This is a genomic window from Lysinibacillus sp. NPDC093190 (assembly GCF_050280425.1).
Taxonomy (GTDB): domain Bacteria; phylum Bacillota; class Bacilli; order Bacillales_A; family Planococcaceae; genus Lysinibacillus.
In genome coordinates, this window is sequence record NZ_JBNNVG010000007.1 from 151,061 (window position 1) to 166,669 (window position 15,609).

The 15,609-nt window shown below is 38.7% G+C and carries 16 protein-coding genes and 1 riboswitch; of the genes, 8 read left to right on the forward strand and 8 right to left on the reverse strand.

Annotated elements, in window-relative coordinates; genetic code table 11:
• A partial coding sequence (locus ACQKOF_RS08265; RefSeq protein ID WP_427555335.1) for a hypothetical protein occupies positions 1–399 on the forward strand: 399 nt, incomplete at its 5' end.
• A 45-nt stretch (positions 400–444) separates the two neighbouring features.
• Here the strand turns inward: ACQKOF_RS08265 and ACQKOF_RS08270 are convergent.
• Positions 445–1,239 (reverse strand): carbon-nitrogen family hydrolase, encoded by a 795-nt coding sequence (locus tag ACQKOF_RS08270; protein ID WP_427555338.1) that lies wholly within the window; start codon positions 1,237–1,239, stop codon positions 445–447.
• Positions 1,240–1,320: 81 nt separating this feature from the next.
• Complete coding sequence (locus ACQKOF_RS08275) at positions 1,321–2,115, reverse strand: PhzF family phenazine biosynthesis protein (protein WP_427555339.1); 795 nt, start codon at positions 2,113–2,115, stop codon at positions 1,321–1,323.
• 130 nt (positions 2,116–2,245) lie between these two features.
• Here ACQKOF_RS08275 and ACQKOF_RS08280 point away from each other — a divergent pair, with 130 nt between their 5' ends.
• The 7 genes from ACQKOF_RS08280 to ACQKOF_RS08310 all read left to right on the forward strand — a co-directional run bounded on the left by ACQKOF_RS08280 (position 2,246) and on the right by ACQKOF_RS08310 (position 9,742).
• On the forward strand, positions 2,246–3,415 hold the full coding sequence (locus ACQKOF_RS08280; protein WP_427555342.1) for a pyridoxal phosphate-dependent aminotransferase: 1,170 nt from the start codon (positions 2,246–2,248) through the stop codon (positions 3,413–3,415).
• Positions 3,416–3,652: 237 nt separating this feature from the next.
• Positions 3,653–3,758: riboswitch (SAM riboswitch) on the forward strand.
• A 194-nt stretch (positions 3,759–3,952) separates the two neighbouring features.
• Positions 3,953–4,786 carry a MetQ/NlpA family ABC transporter substrate-binding protein gene (locus tag ACQKOF_RS08285; RefSeq protein WP_427555345.1) on the forward strand — a complete coding sequence of 278 codons (834 nt, stop codon included), beginning with the start codon at positions 3,953–3,955 and terminating at the stop codon, positions 4,784–4,786.
• Positions 4,787–4,891: 105 nt separating this feature from the next.
• Positions 4,892–5,917, forward strand: a complete 1,026-nt coding sequence (locus ACQKOF_RS08290) for a methionine ABC transporter ATP-binding protein (RefSeq protein ID WP_427555348.1) — start codon at positions 4,892–4,894, stop codon at positions 5,915–5,917.
• The gene (locus ACQKOF_RS08295; RefSeq protein WP_427555351.1) at positions 5,910–6,581 is read left to right on the forward strand and encodes a methionine ABC transporter permease; all 672 of its coding nucleotides are present in this window, start codon (positions 5,910–5,912) and stop codon (positions 6,579–6,581) included. Before ACQKOF_RS08290 ends, ACQKOF_RS08295 begins: the two co-directional genes overlap by 8 nt.
• 13 nt (positions 6,582–6,594) lie before the next feature.
• Positions 6,595–7,374 carry an enoyl-CoA hydratase/isomerase family protein gene (locus ACQKOF_RS08300; RefSeq protein WP_427555353.1) on the forward strand — a complete coding sequence of 260 codons (780 nt, stop codon included), beginning with the start codon at positions 6,595–6,597 and terminating at the stop codon, positions 7,372–7,374.
• 14 nt (positions 7,375–7,388) lie between these two features.
• Positions 7,389–8,549 (forward strand): alpha-hydroxy acid oxidase, encoded by a 1,161-nt coding sequence (locus tag ACQKOF_RS08305; RefSeq protein WP_427555356.1) that lies wholly within the window; start codon positions 7,389–7,391, stop codon positions 8,547–8,549.
• Entirely contained in the window at positions 8,546–9,742 is a 1,197-nt protein-coding gene (locus tag ACQKOF_RS08310; RefSeq protein ID WP_427555359.1) for a CaiB/BaiF CoA transferase family protein, read from the forward strand. Before ACQKOF_RS08305 ends, ACQKOF_RS08310 begins: the two co-directional genes overlap by 4 nt.
• Positions 9,743–9,972: 230 nt before the next feature.
• On the opposite strand, the gene ACQKOF_RS08315 is transcribed toward ACQKOF_RS08310, so the two are convergent.
• The 6 genes from ACQKOF_RS08315 to ACQKOF_RS08340 all read right to left on the reverse strand — a co-directional run bounded on the left by ACQKOF_RS08315 (position 9,973) and on the right by ACQKOF_RS08340 (position 15,459).
• Positions 9,973–11,172 (reverse strand): glycine C-acetyltransferase, encoded by a 1,200-nt coding sequence (locus ACQKOF_RS08315; RefSeq protein WP_427555361.1) that lies wholly within the window; start codon positions 11,170–11,172, stop codon positions 9,973–9,975.
• Positions 11,173–11,230: 58 nt separating this feature from the next.
• Positions 11,231–12,307 (reverse strand): nucleotide kinase, encoded by a 1,077-nt coding sequence (locus ACQKOF_RS08320; RefSeq protein ID WP_427555364.1) that lies wholly within the window; start codon positions 12,305–12,307, stop codon positions 11,231–11,233.
• 99 nt (positions 12,308–12,406) lie between these two features.
• Complete coding sequence (locus tag ACQKOF_RS08325) at positions 12,407–13,042, reverse strand: YczE/YyaS/YitT family protein (protein WP_370047614.1); 636 nt, start codon at positions 13,040–13,042, stop codon at positions 12,407–12,409.
• Between the two features lie 298 nt (positions 13,043–13,340).
• Positions 13,341–13,835: a Cys-tRNA(Pro) deacylase gene (gene ybaK, locus ACQKOF_RS08330; RefSeq protein WP_427555367.1), complete on the reverse strand. Its 495-nt coding sequence runs from the start codon at positions 13,833–13,835 to the stop codon at positions 13,341–13,343.
• 23 nt (positions 13,836–13,858) lie between these two features.
• The gene (locus ACQKOF_RS08335; RefSeq protein WP_427555370.1) at positions 13,859–14,536 is read right to left on the reverse strand and encodes a hypothetical protein; all 678 of its coding nucleotides are present in this window, start codon (positions 14,534–14,536) and stop codon (positions 13,859–13,861) included.
• Positions 14,537–14,862: 326 nt separating this feature from the next.
• Positions 14,863–15,459 (reverse strand): VanZ family protein, encoded by a 597-nt coding sequence (locus ACQKOF_RS08340; RefSeq protein ID WP_427555373.1) that lies wholly within the window; start codon positions 15,457–15,459, stop codon positions 14,863–14,865.
• Positions 15,460–15,609: the final 150 nt, after the last annotated feature.

The window sequence follows — 15,609 nt, forward strand, 5'->3', positions numbered from 1 at the left end:
TTTATCAGCGATGTTCACCTGTTTATCAGCGATGTTCGCCTGTTTATCAGCGATGTTCGCCTGTTTATCAGCGATGTTCACCTGTTTATCAGCGATGTTCACCTGTTTATCAGCGATGTTCACCTGTTTATCAGCGATGTTCACCTGTTTATCAGCGATGTTCGCCTGTTTATCAGCGATGTTCGCCTGTTTATCAGCGATGTTCACCTGTTTATCAGCGATGTTCACCTGTTTATCAGCGATGTTCACCTGTTTATCAGCGATGTTCACCTGTTTATCAGCGATGTTCGCCTGTTTATCAGCGATGTTCACCTGTTTATCAGCGATATTCACCTGTTTATCAGCGATGTTCGCCTGTTTATCAGCGATGTTCACCTAATTGCGGCGATGTTCACCTAACAGCACGCTCAACATCGCTTTGCTCCTTGAGCGTGCTATCAGATTTTAGTTTTCGGTAACTACTCCGCTATATAATCCAGGTCTGCGGTCGTCATAAACAGGAATTCGGCCTCGTACTTCATCGACAATCGAAAAGTCCACATCGATAACAGCTACTTCTTCGTCCTCTGCGCCAACCCACAGCACTTCGCCCCATGGTTGAATAATCATTGATTGACCATTGAAGTTTTCTACCTTTCTAGAAATACGATTAACAGCGATGACGAAGCATTGATTTTCAATGGCACGTGCTTGTAACAATGTTTTCCAATGGTCGATACGTGGTGTAGGCCATTGCGCTGGTACGAACAATACCTTTGCTCCCTCTAATGCGTGAGCACGTAGCCATTCAGGGAAGCGGATATCATAGCATATCACGCCCGCAGCCTCGATATCTCCAAGGGCAAAGCGATTCATTTCATCCCCTGCTTCTAAATATAAATGCTCATCCATTAAGCGGAAAAGATGTGCCTTGTTATATTCACCTACCAACTCACCATTTTTATCAAACGTATACATCGTGTTGTAAAATTTATCGCCCCTCTTCGTTGAAACAGAGCCACCAACAATATGTACGCCAAGCTCTTTCGCTAAATCTGATAAAAATGCTTTCGAACGCTCTCCATCCACATCTGCAAGGTCTGGTAATTTTTCAAGTGCGTATCCTGAATTCCACATTTCTGGTAGAACAATAATTTCTGCACCTTGTTTTGCCGCTTCACGAATCTTGTCCTCAGCGCGAGCAAAATTTTCTTCTACTTTGCCAAAGCCTACGTTTAATTGGATACAACCGATTTTCATTATTATTCCTCCTCTAGACAGTACTTTTCTGTATTTATACTACAATAAATCAACCTTACTTCCATGGTTTAAGCTCAATATTTAGATTAATATTTCACCACTTAATACTTGAACTGCCGAACCCGCAATAGCAACATCTTTTATTTTTGGTGTAACGTACAATAATCCACCACGTTTTGAAAGCTGTTTGCTAACGATGCTTTCTTTTGATAATTTTTCACACCAGTAAGGTCCTAACGCACCATGAGAGGAACCATTTACATGATCTTCATCAATGCCTTGTGCTGGAGAAAAGAATCTTGAGACAATATCAATCCCCTCATCCTTAGAACGACTTGTAATACAAACACCACGTACAGGGAACTGTTTCATCGCAAGAAAATCAGCTTTGAAATCTGCAATATACTCTTCGTGACTTAGCTCCACTATATAATCCAATTCTGTTTTTCCTACATATGTTGGTTTCATACCAAGCCATTCTTCAAGCTCCAAAGGACATTCCATCTCTTCTAACCGATACTTCTGAATTGTTATTTCAACTAGTTCATTCAACCAATTTGCTTGCAAAGGACCACTTAAAGTCTGGAATGTAATCGAAGAATTGACGGGTACAATCCCTTGTTTCCAGAGTAAAAAAGCACTAGCAATTGTTCCATGTCCACAAATCGGTATTTCCTTTGCTGGCGTAAACCATCTAAGAAAAAAATCATCATCTTTCTTTTGGACAAAAGCTGTTGTTGGTACAGGAATCTCCTGAGCAATTTCCTGCATGGTCGACTCAGGTATGGCTGAATCAAGTAAACAGACTGCTGCGGGATTTCCCTTGTAAAGCTCTGTAGTAAAAGCATTGACGATAAAATATGAGACTTTGTTCAATTTTCCCACCTCATTTGGGTCTCTTTTTGTTTTCAGTTAACTGAAAAGGCTCTAGACAATTACTAAAAAAAGTAATATTATGTGCATCATATCTTTAATAATTATTATATTCTGAAAAAGGTGGACGTGCATGGAATTCTCAAAAAAACTACAGCAACTCCCAACTCAATTTTTTGCAGCACTTGTGCAAAAAGTAAACACTGCTCTAGCTGAAGGGCGTGATGTTATTAATCTTGGCCAAGGTAATCCAGACCAACCCACTCCTCCACATATTATTAAAGCATTACAGGAGGCAGCAGAAAATCCTCAAAATCATAAATACTCTCCATTTCGTGGCATAGTAGAATTACGCCAAGCAGCAGCAAGCTTCTACAAGCGTGAATACAATGTTGACATTGACCCTGAAACAGAGGTAGCTATTCTCGGTGGTACGAAAATCGGTCTTGTTGAGCTACCGTTAGCCGTTTTAAATCCCGGTGATACAATGCTATTACCGGATCCAGGATATCCAGATTACTTATCTGGTGTTATATTAGGTGATGTAAATTTTGAAGTCATGCCACTTTTTGCAGAAAATAATTTCCTACCTGATTATAATGCTTTATCCGATGAAGTAAAAGAAAAGGCAAAGCTTCTTTACTTGAATTACCCGAATAACCCAACTGGTGGTACTGCAACACTTGAATTTTTCGAGGAAACAGTACGCTTTGCAAAAGAGCACAATATTATCGTATCACATGATTTTGCCTACGGTGCGATTGGGTTTGACGGCAATAGACCTATCAGTTTCCTGCAAGCAGACGGTGCGAAAGATGTCGGTATTGAAATGTATACATTATCCAAAACGTACAATATGGCAGGCTGGCGCATTGGTTTTGCAGTTGGTAACCCCGATATTGTTGCAGCCATTAACCTTATTCAAGATCATCTATTTTGTAGTCAATTTCCTGCAGTGCAACAAGCCGCGGCAGTTGCACTTACTGCTTCCCAGAGTTGCGCGGATGGACTAAGAGCGACTTACGAGCGTCGGCGAAACGTCCTGATTGAGGAAGCTCAGCGAATTGGTTGGCAAGTAACAGCACCGAGAGGCTCTTTCTTTGCATGGCTCCCTGTTCCATTAGGTTTTACGAGTGAACAATTTGCCGATTTATTGCTCGACAAAGCTGATATCGCAGTAGCTGCAGGCAATGGCTTCGGTCAATATGGTGAAGGCTATGTGCGGGTTGGCTTACTTGTTAGCGAAGACCGCTTATGTGAAGCGATCAGCAGAATTGAAAAATTAAACTTATTTAGCTCATGAACATTTCAATCCCCCTACCTGACTAGACTCTACCCGAAAAACTGTTCCATTAGCTCAACTTGCTATGGGAACAGTTTTTCATTTCACTATCTTTTTTAGTTGCTCCAGCCCTTCTTCTAGCGGATTCTGTTTCAACTAAATATTATAATAAAATAAAAAATTTTAAAAATTCGATTGACTTACTATATCCTATAATTTATATTAGTTCTATCGGATTTACAAAAAAATATTATAAATCTCTTATCAAGAGTAGCTGAGGGACTGGCCCTATGAAGCTCGGCAACCTCCTTTTTTTAAGGAAGGTGCTAAATCCTGCAAACGATCATCGTTTGAAAGATAAGAGAGGACACTTTTTCATGAGCCTCTCTTAATTTTTTAAGAGAGTTTTTTTTATCTTCATTTATATGAAGATAAAAGCCTCCGGCGGATGTCACGGATTTTGAATTGTGCTAGCACAATTCAAAATCCGGACGGCAATTACGCCAAGGCGAAATTGTTTTTTTAAAAACCGATAAAACAACTTTGGAGGTATGTTTCATGAAAAAGAAAAACAAAATTTTATTAGGTTTAGCGAGTCTCACATTGGTAGCAGCATTAGTAGGCTGTGGTACTAAAGAAGATAGTAAAGATAGTCAAAGTAAGGCTATTAATGAACATAAAATTGTAGTAGGTGTAACTTCTGGTCCACACGAGCAAATTGCAGAGGTTGCTGCAAAAGTTGCCAAAGAACAGGGCTTAGAGGTAGAAGTAAAATCTTTCTCTGATTATGTTTTACCAAATACATCGTTAGCCGAGGGTGATCTTGATGTAAATAGCTATCAACACAAGCCATTCCTCGATACATTTAACAAAGATCACAATACAGATTTAGTGCCAGTAGGAAAAACAATTTTAAATCCTTTAGGCATTTACTCTGAAAAATATAAATCACTCGATGAAGTACCTGATGGTGCAACATTCGGATTGCCAAATGATCCAACGAACGGAGCTCGTGCCCTATTTGTCCTTCAAGAGGCCGGCTATATTAAATTAAAAGACGGTACCGGCTTAACAGCATCTATTCGCGATGTGGAAGAAAATAAAAAGAATTTAAAATTCATAGAATTAGAAGCTGCACAAATTCCAAAACAGCTTAGTGAAGTAGATGTGGCAGCTATTAATACGAACTTCGCTCTTGATGCTGGCATTAATCCTAAAAAAGATTCAATCCTTTTAGAATCTACTGACTCTCCTTATGTGAATTACATTGCAGTCCGTGCTGAAAACGAAGACGACCCAACAATCAAAAAATTCGTTGAAGCTTATCAATCTGATGAAGTACGTAAATTTATAGAAGAAAAATTCCAAGGTTCTGTAATTCCAAGCTGGTAAGTGACAATTAAGGACCCTTCATAAAATCGAGAATCTGCAAGACTCCTACAGGAAAGCTAGCAGATTCTTGCTTTATAGAAGGTCTTAGAAAGGAGATATCACAGTATGATTCAATTAGAAAATATAACAAAAGAATTTAAAACTAAAAAAGGTATCGTCAAAGCAATAGATGGTATTAACTTACATGTCAAAAAAGGTGAAATTCATGGAGTTATTGGCTATAGTGGCGCAGGAAAAAGTACCCTTATTCGCTGTGTCAATTTATTAGAGCGTCCAACAACAGGAAAGGTATTGATTGATCATGTAGATATTACTTCCCTTTCTCTAAACGACCTCCGCAAAACCCGTCAAAAAATCGGGATGATCTTCCAGCATTTTAACCTCTTAAAAACAGCGACTGTTTACAACAATATTTCGGTACCATTAAAGCTTCTTGGCTATAACGACTCCGAAGTAAAAAAACGCGTTGCAAAATATGCAGAAATTGTTGGCCTAACAGAGAAATTAGATAGTTATCCTAGCCAGCTTTCAGGTGGTCAAAAACAACGTGTCGCTATTGCACGTGCCCTTGCCCAAGAGCCTGAGATTTTGCTCAGTGATGAAGCGACAAGTGCACTCGATCCTGAAACAACTGACGCCATTCTTGAGCTTCTCTTGAAAATTAATCGTGAGCTAGGCATCACTATTTTACTCATTACACATGAAATGAATGTTATACAAAAAATTTGCGATGATGTATCCGTTCTTGAATCAGGGACAGTTGTGGAATATGGCTCTGCTATAGAACTATTTTCGAAGCCTCAGCATCCAACGACCCGAAAGTTTTTAAATACCATTTCTCAACGTAATTTATCCCCTTCCCTTATCGAGCAATTAAATGTTTCGGGAAGTGTTATTCGTTTAACATTCCTTGGTGAGAGTACAGGAAAACCATTACTTGCAGAAGTGAGCAAAGTTTATGATGTTCAACCAAATATTTTAACAGCCAATATCATTGAATTAAAAAACGGCATTGTCGGTAATATTGTCGTGCATCTACACGGTGAGGCACATATCGTAGAAAAAGCACTTAAGTATTTTGCAGAAAATGGGGTAAGCGTTGAAGAATTAGGAGGCGAATTAAATGAATAGCATTCAAAGCTTCTTTGCAGATTGGTCAGATGTTATTGGGAAATCCATTATCGAAACCTTCCAAATGGTCGGGATTTCATTATTCTTTTCTATTTTAATTGGGATTCCGTTAGGGCTTTTAATCGTTTTAACTCGTCCGGGGCAATCGTTTGAAAATAAATTTCTCTATCAATTTTTCAATTTATTTATTAATATTATTCGCTCTGTACCGTTCATTATTTTACTATTCTTCATTTTACCGTTCACGAAGCTAATCGTTGGCACAACTATTGGTGTAAAAGGTGTTATTGTGCCGCTTGTTGTTTATACAGCGCCTTATATTGCGCGCCTTATGGAAACGGCACTTTTAGAAGTTGATCCAGGTGTTGTGGAAGCTTATACAGCAATGGGTATTAAACGTCGTCATATTATTTGGAATGTCTTACTACGTGAGGCTCGCCCATCCATTATTTTGGGCTTAACGATTGCCACAATCGGTCTTATAGGCGCAACAGCAATGGCAGGAATGGTTGGTGCTGGTGGTTTAGGTGACCTTGCATACCGTTACGGGCATTTACGATATGAGGTCGATGTGATGTATGCGACAGTGTTTATCTTAATCATCCTTGTTCAGATTATTCAATCAATAGGTAACCGCTTTGCCGTGAAGCTAAAGAAAGATTAGTAGGAGGATTACGATGACAAATGAAATTTATGTAGAGAAAAATGGCTATATCGCTACCCTGGTGTTAAATCGACCTGAAAAACGCAACTCTTTATCGAAAGCTATGTTCCAAACCATTTTAGATAATCTTGAAGCTTTACGTACAGATTCTTCTATTAAAATCTTAATTATTCGTGGTGTTAATGAAGTTGCCTTTTCTTCAGGTGCAGATATTAGCGAGTTTTTAGACATTCGTCATGCAACCAATCATGCAAAAGACTATAATGATTTAGCATTAAAAGCCATTGATGCTCTTTATAAATTTCCACACCCTACAATTGCCATGATTCAAGGCGTAGCTATTGGCGGTGGCTTAGAGCTAGCCAACGCTTGTGATTTCCGACTAGCAACACCTAAGAGTAAGCTTGGCATCACCGCAGCGAACATCGGTATCATCTACAATCTTGAAAGTACAAAGCGTCTAATGAACATCGTAGGTGCGGCAAAAGCAAAGGAAATATTATATACAGCGAATATTTTCACAGCTGACGAAGGTAAAAATATCGGTTTAATTACTGCCTTATATGAGCCAGAGGATATTGAAAACGCGACAATTCAGTTCGCTAATCATTTATTAAGTAAATCCTCTGTTGCAAATGCTGGCATAAAAAAAATCATTCAAGCCATTATCGATGGTGAAAATGAAGAAAGTGAAGAGTTAGCTCAAATGATTCTTGATTCGTTTAGCTCTGATGATTACAACGAAGGTATCCAAGCATTTTTAAATAAAAGAAAGCCCATTTTCAATAAATAAGGGAGGTAGTAACGATGTCAAAGACAACAGATGGCGATCTACTGTTAAAAAATATTAATGCACAAGCCCCCTTCCCTATTTGCTTTGCAGATTTAGAAAAGGCGGTTGCGGAAAAAATGGAAGCTGGCCCGTTTGGTTACATCCGTTCAGGTGCTGGTGGTGAGCAAACATTAAGAAATAATCGTGCAGCCTTTGAAAAATACTCTATTATTCCACGATTCTTACATGATGTTTCAAGCATTGATACATCGATAGAATTGTTCGGAAAAGTACATCCAACTCCGTTCTTATTTGCTCCTGTTGGCATGAACAGAATGGCGCATGACGAAGGAGAGCTTGCCGTTGTACGTGCAGCTGATCAGTTGAAAATTCCTTATATTCAAAGTACAGTTTCAAGCTATGCACTTGAGGATGTAGCACAAACAGCTCCCACTGCTACTAAATGGTTTCAATTATATTGGTCAACAAATGAGGAAATTGCATATAGTATGGCCTCTCGAGCCGAGGCTGCTGGTTTTGAGGCCATTGTTTTAACTGTAGATACAGTCATGCTTGGCTGGCGTGAAGAAGATGTTCGCAATCAATTTTCACCATTAAAGCTTGGGTATGCACGAGGAAACTATATGAATGACCCTGTTTTTACTGCTTCCTTAACAGATGATTCATTTGAGTCATATGTACAGGGCGTTTTGCAAAATGTTTTCCATCCAACATTAAATTGGAACAATGTACGTGAATTAAAGCGCCGTTCTAATCTCCCTATTTTATTAAAGGGAATCTTACATCCTGAAGACGCAAAACTAGCTATAGAAAACGGCATAGACGGTATTATCGTATCAAACCATGGTGGTCGCCAATTGGATGGCGTAATTAGTTCACTTGATGCACTTCCTGACATTGTTAAAGCTGTAAAGGGACGAATTCCTGTTATTTTAGATAGCGGTGTGTATCGTGGTATGGATGCTCTTAAGGCACTCACTTTAGGAGCAGATGCTGTTGCCATTGGTCGTCCCTTCGTCTACGGGCTTGCATTAGAAGGACAGCAAGGAGTCGAAAAAGTAATGACGAATTTATATGATGAATTAAAAGTCTCTATCGCATTAGCAGGGGCAATATCTATAAAGGGACTACGTGATATCACATTGGTGAAAAAAGATGGAGTCGATCATAGATGAAACTAGCGTTAGAAGGCTTAAAGGTAGTTGATTTATCACAAGTGCTTGCCGGCCCTTATTGCACAATGGTGCTAGCAGATATGGGTGCCGAAGTTATAAAAATCGAAAAATATCCAAACGGAGACGATACGCGCACAATGGGCCCCTTCGTCAATGAAGAAAGCCATATGTATATGATGGTCAATCGTAATAAAAAAGGTGTTTGTATAAATTTAAAAACGCCAAAAGGGTTGGAATTATTCAAAGAACTTATTCAATCTGTAGATGTTCTTGTAGAAAATTACCGGCCAGGTGTCACAAAAAAACTTGGTATTGATTATGAAACATTAAAAGAAATTAATCCTGGACTTATTTATTGCTCCATTTCTGGTTATGGTCAAACGGGTCCATATAGTCAAAAAGGCGGCTATGATATTATGGCACAAGGGCTTAGCGGATTAATGCATATGACTGGTGAAGCTGGCGGTAGACCCGTAAAAGTTGGCTTTGCAGTGAACGATATTGCAGCTGCACAAACTGCTTTACAGTCTATTTTAATGGCATATATTTATAAACTTCGTAGTGGTGAAGGACAATACATCGACGTGTCCCTTGTCGAGTCCGGGCTTGCATGGACAGTTTGGGAGGCTGCTGCTTATTTCGGAAATGGCGAATTACCTGAACGTACAGGTACTGCTCACCGAATATCCGCTCCATATCAAGGCTTTAAAACAAAAGACGACTATATTTTAATAGGAGCTGGCAATCAAAAGCTGTGGGAGATTTTTGCCACGAAAGTCGTGAATCGCCCCGATTGGTTAGACAACCCTCTGTTTGCGACAAACTACTCACGCGCTCAAAATGCGAAAGTACTTGAAGCAGAAATTGAAAGCGAATTAATAAAACATCAAGCTACTCATTGGCTTCAACGATTAAACGAAAATGGTGTACCAGCTAGCCCCATCTATTCATACGATCAAACATTGAATGATCCCCATATTTTAGAACGTGGCATGGTGCTTTCCTATGAACATCCAGTCGCCGGCCCAATGCGTACACTTGGCTTCCCAGCGAAGTTTTCACAAACGCCTGGGCAACTAATGAAGGCCGCTCCCACATTGGGACAGCATAATGAAGATATTTTAAAATCATTGCATGTACCAGATGAACACATCAAGCATCTAAAAGCAGCGAAAGTCATTCACTCAAAATAAAGCTATCCATTTCGAGGTGGCTATCCGTCACTTTGACGTTTCCATCCGTCTGAACCTTAAAAAGAGGCTGGGACAAAAGTGTTTCAGCCAACAAAAATACCGAACTATCCAATGAAACGCTCATGAAGTGTTTCGAAATAGTTCGGTTTTTCTATTTATCGTGTTTTGTTAATTTAGAGATTATTCGGCTTTATGAAGGAACCATTTAGTTATGTCCCAGCCTCAATTTTTTATTGAATAACGCCTAGTTCACGACCGACTTTTTCATAGATTGCTAGAGCGTCGTCCAGCATTTCTTTTGTATGCGCCGCTGTAGGCATGTTACGAACACGTCCTGTGCCTTTTGGAACTGTTGGGAAAACGATTGATTTAGCGTAGACGCCCTCTTCAAATAGGCGACGCGAAAATTCCTGCGTAAGCTTTTCATCACCAATAATACATGGTGTAATTGGCGTTTCAGATTCACCGATATTAAAGCCGAGCTTAGCAAGACCTGCTTTTAGATAATCGCCATTTTCCCACAGCTTATCGTGAAGCTCTGTTGAGTCAATCAGCATTTGCACGGCCGCTGTAATCGCAGCAACATCACCTGGTGGTAATGCTGTTGAGAATAAAAATGGACGAGAACGCACTTTCAGCCAGTCAATTAAATTTTTCTTACCTGCTACATATCCACCAACAACACCAATTGCTTTAGAAAGTGTACCAATTTGGAAGTCAATTTCTTTTTCTAAACCGAAATGCTTCACAGTGCCCTTTCCTTTACCTGTTACACCTGATCCGTGCGCATCATCGACATATGTTATTAAATCAAACTCTTTCGCAATCTCAACGATTTCTGGTAATTTTGCAATATCACCGTCCATTGAGAATACACCATCAGTAATGACCATGACTTTATTGTATAAGCCTGATTCTTTTGCTTCCTTTGCCTTCGCACGTAAATCGTTCATATCTGAGTGTTTAAAGGCAATGATTTTTGCACGAGATAAACGACAGCCATCAATAATCGATGCATGGTTTAATTGGTCTGAAAGAATTGCATCATTTTTATCCATAACAGCTGAAATAGCTGCCATATTACAGTTAAAACCTGATTGGTAAGAGATAGCTGCTTCTGTTCCTTTAAATTCAGCCAGCTTTTCCTCTAATTTTACGTGTAAATCAAGTGTGCCATTAATAGTACGGACTGCTCCAGCTCCCACACCGTATGTCTCAATTGTTTCTTTGGCAATACGCTTTAAATCTTCATTCGTTGCTAAGCCAAGATAGTTGTTTGAAGATAGATTAATTAGATTTTTGCCACGTACCTGAATAATTGGGCCGTTTGCTCCCTCTACTGGATCAATTTCATTGTATAAGCCTTGATCGTGTAAGGCTTTTAGGTTCTCATCTAAAAATGCATTCAATACTTTTGACAAGCGTATCATCCTTTCCTAGGAACACTATTCTAGTTCCTAGTGTAGCACATGCATGCTATTAGAAAAATTACTTTGTTAATCTTTCGAATAGTGGGGCAGTTTTTTCTCGCCAAAGAGATGATGATACACAATTATCTAATAATCGACGGACTGTATACTCCGCTTCCGCATAACGCTTCGAATAACCCATTGCATCCTGCATTGCTTCTTTATACTTTGCCCGAATATCTTCAATTTGGACTCCTGCTTCCTGTGAAATTGCGCAATGTTTCCCTATATCGAAAATTTCATCCCCTAGTCTTCCGTCCTGTGGGTCAAAGATATGAGGCTCTGTACTATCAAAGATACAGAAATTCAATTCCGGGATAATAACCATATCAACAGAGTTTGAATCCAAGCCGCACCAAATAATTTGTGCATCGAGCCCTCTCGTATTTGCTTCGTCTGCTAAACCTTTCATTAAAGAAGATTTACCTGTACCTGGCTTCCCTTTGATCATCAATCTTCGAGTTACATTTTTTGTTATGCTATCTACTGTATTTTCGGCCCCTCTCGGTGTTAATGTTCCGAGTAAACGATGCGTGCGCATTCCTGTTTTATTTAAGACAATCGATTGGAAAACATCTGTCTTTAAATTTTCAACCTGGTCATTTAATGCCTGCCAGTTCATACAGCTCTGTGTGACTACTTCCCAATCATCATGGATCTTTATAGCATTATTCAGCTTCGAAATACACTTCTCACGCCATGACTCTCGTTCCGTCATTGCATCAGCGAGCTGTTCGCCAACCTTTTCAAGTTGGATTTCTTCTAAGCAATCATAAAATGACATCACCCGATGCTTTGTGCCAAGGAAAATCGGTTCAATCCCCCACCCCGATGACCATACAAATAGTCGATTACATCCTTGAACATACACCGCCTCAACAATATCCTCCAGCAAAGCATGCTTAAACCATTCCACCGCAAAGCCTTGTTTCACATAAAAATACCCAAGCTCTTTAAGAAGCTCCGATCCTTTAAACGTAGGTGCACCCTGCAAAATATAAACTAATTCAGCCTCTTCCATCATTTCTTTATATAAATGTTTAACTCCTTGCCCAGTCAGTGCGTGTCCATAATAATAGGTCACATTTCCGTTCAATTTCGATCCCCCTTTATCTTATGCCTTGCATTATATGAAGGGATCTTTTAAAAAATGAAGAGCTACTTTTATTTTTTACAAATAAAAGTAGCTTCTTATTTAATAGAATGGCTTCATGCCCTCTATATTACCAATACACTTCATTAATACCTTACGACAATAAGGTAACGAATATTGCACGATATAGCCTGATGTTAAAGCAATGACCACAGTACCAACGCCAACAGGACCTCCGAGTAACCAGCCAAAAATTGTTACAAGAACCTCGATACCCATTCGTGCTGTTTTAATCGTCCCGCCAAATTTTTCAACAAGAATCATCATTATTGTATCCCGTGGCCCCGCTCCCATATTCGGTGCAATATACATGCCACAGCCAAAGCTTAAAACAAATAAACCTACCACAAAATAAGTTATCTGTAAGACATAAATATTTGTTGACGGCAATAGCCAATTAAAAACATCTATAAATGATCCGATAAGTAGCATATTGAGCCATGTCCCGATTTTTGGCCATTCTCGTAAAATAATTGAAGTTGAAACAACAATTAAAAGCCCTGTTAAAATAGACCAAGTACCAATTGACAAACCAAAATTCTGAAATAAACCCACATGCAACACATCCCAAGGGCTCGTTCCTACGATTTTCCCTTTAATGGACATTGTAATTCCAAGCGACATCACCATTAAGCCACCAATAAAAAACGTCCAACGCCACCCCGTAATTTTCCTCATTTCATATCCTTCTCTCTATGTATGATATTGCTCTAACTGCACCCTATTTTCTACAAAAATCTTGAAGTATGAATTTTGGCTGTCTCCGTTGAAGAAAAGATTCTGCAAAGTATCTTATGCAATGTGTATATAGCGTTAATAGAGCTAGTAACAACTTCTCTAGGCGGAATTTTCATGTAGTTGAACACCTGAGCGATTGTACTATCAGTTCTTCCGCTTAGCTGAGCAGTTCTTCACCTTACCTGAGCATTTCTACTCTTACTTCCTGACAACTTAAATAAAAAAACTACCCAACGCATCATTCTTGGGTAGTGGTAATTGGTGCGAGCTTTGCCTTTGTCGCAGCGACTAAATCATCTAGCTGTACGTGGATTTGCATGCCGATTTTTCCAGCACTTACAATAATACTTCCTTGCTCCTTAGCCGACGCGTCGATGACAGTTGGATAAAGCTTCTTCATGCCGACTGGAGAGCATCCGCCTCGTGCATAGCCTGTATAGCCGAGTAACTCCTTGACAGGGAGCATGTCGATTTTCTTCTCGCCTACAACCTTTGCAGCAGCTTTTAAATCAAGCTCATCTGCTACAGGAATAACAAATACAAAAAGCTTTTGTGCACTTGCCTTTGCTACTAATGTTTTGAAAACACGAGAAACTGGATGACCAATTTTTTCAGCAACCGAAATTCCGTCAACTTGGCCGTCGCCAGTCTCATATTCAATTACTTCGAACTGTATTTTTTGTTGCTCCAATAATCTTATAGCATTCGTTTTCGCATGTTTTGCCTTAGCCATGTAAAAAACTCCTATCTGTAGCATTAGGCTATCATGGAGAACATAGGGTCATTTCCTGGTCGATAGCCGTCTTTCGCCATTTGAATATGAGTGACATATTTTTCAGAAGCGTATTTAAATGTTCGCGCCTTATATGCCTCTGCATAACTCTTACCGAAAATTGTATCCGCAAATGGATTTAATTTCAATTCCTTCGAAAAACGTTCTGGAACTTTAACTTCAATTACTTCACGCACAAAAGCAGGATCACTGTCACCTTTTTCTACCTCTTGACCATTTAGTTGCGTTTGCATGTGTTGAATTGCATTTGCACTTGCCGCTACACGTAAATCCTGTGGTGATGGTTGCGTGGGTGCTAGCGCTGTATTCCGCACCTGCTCTAGAATTTGTAACGTCTCCTCATCTGCTATAGGCACTTGCTCATGAGCGAGCACATTCTTTTTCGTTTGTTGCAAATCTTGAATGATTGCTTGCTGTTGAGGCGTGACTTCTTTAGATTCCTCTTTTTGTTGCTCATAGAGATCTTGATCTGTATGCCCTAATAGTAAATTTTCTAGTTCAAGCAATAACGGATTTTTCTTTGGCGGAAAATACAGTGAGTTTTTTCGATATGCATCACCTGCTTGTTTTCGTTGTAAAATCTTTTTACGATTATAGTGTGATGACATTCTTTCTTGTTCTATTACACTTGATAGTTTCATATAATTCACCTCGGCTTTCTAATTTAATATGCAAGTTACATAAAAGATATGATCAAATCTTTTATTTACTATACTCATACAATCTAAACAGTTTCTGTATCCTAATTATCGGAATTTTCTTTATAAAATTCAAGAGTTAATTAATACTAAGCTCCTAAAGAAATAAATCACTTTCGACAAAATAGGTATAAAGACCTCAACAAACCCCAAATATTCTATTCATTTAGTATTTCAATATTTAATTTCAATAAAATTTATTACTGTTACCACTTTATAAATGGTGTTAATTCACCACTAAAAAAACAGCCCTTTGGCAAGGACTGTTTCTATCTATTTTTTTTAGGTTTAATAAGAATACTTTTATAGGCTAGGTAACCAAGCCATGCTCCAAGTGTATTTAAAATTAAATCATCAATATCTGCCGATCCGACCCTAAAAATAAACTGGATAGTTTCTACCGCTAGACTAGAAAAAAAGCCTATACAAATAACTATCCAAGCTTGACGACACTTTTTTGATAATAGTGGTAATAAGAAGCCCATTGGGGTAAATATTAATAAATTGCCGAGTAAATTAATAATAATGATATCAACATTAAAATACTGAGAGTAATTTATATAGCGAAGAATTGTATCAAAGGGAACAAAATTTGTAGTTAATCGCCAGTTACTATAATCAAACAACCCTAATTCATCAAGAGAATATTCACCATTGAATAAAATAATGACTACATTCACTAGACGATCAATGACCAGTTTATAAAAAGCTATAATGGAATAAATACAAAAAAATATCCAACCTGTTATCTTGATCGGTAAATAATATGTATCTATCAACGAACGATAAGGTAACGGTAGCTTGGCACTACCCTGTATATTATTTTTTGTCATGCCTATACCACCTACTTCCCTGTATCCTCTCATAATTTTAATATGCCCCTCTTCCCCATGCAAGTGGTAATAATAAGATGGGTAAAGCGTTTTAAGGCATTTCTAGCACATTAGGAGTACTTTATCCCCCTATACTATACGTTTGTCCAGGTTCAATTAGAAAAGAGATGAATAAACAAATTT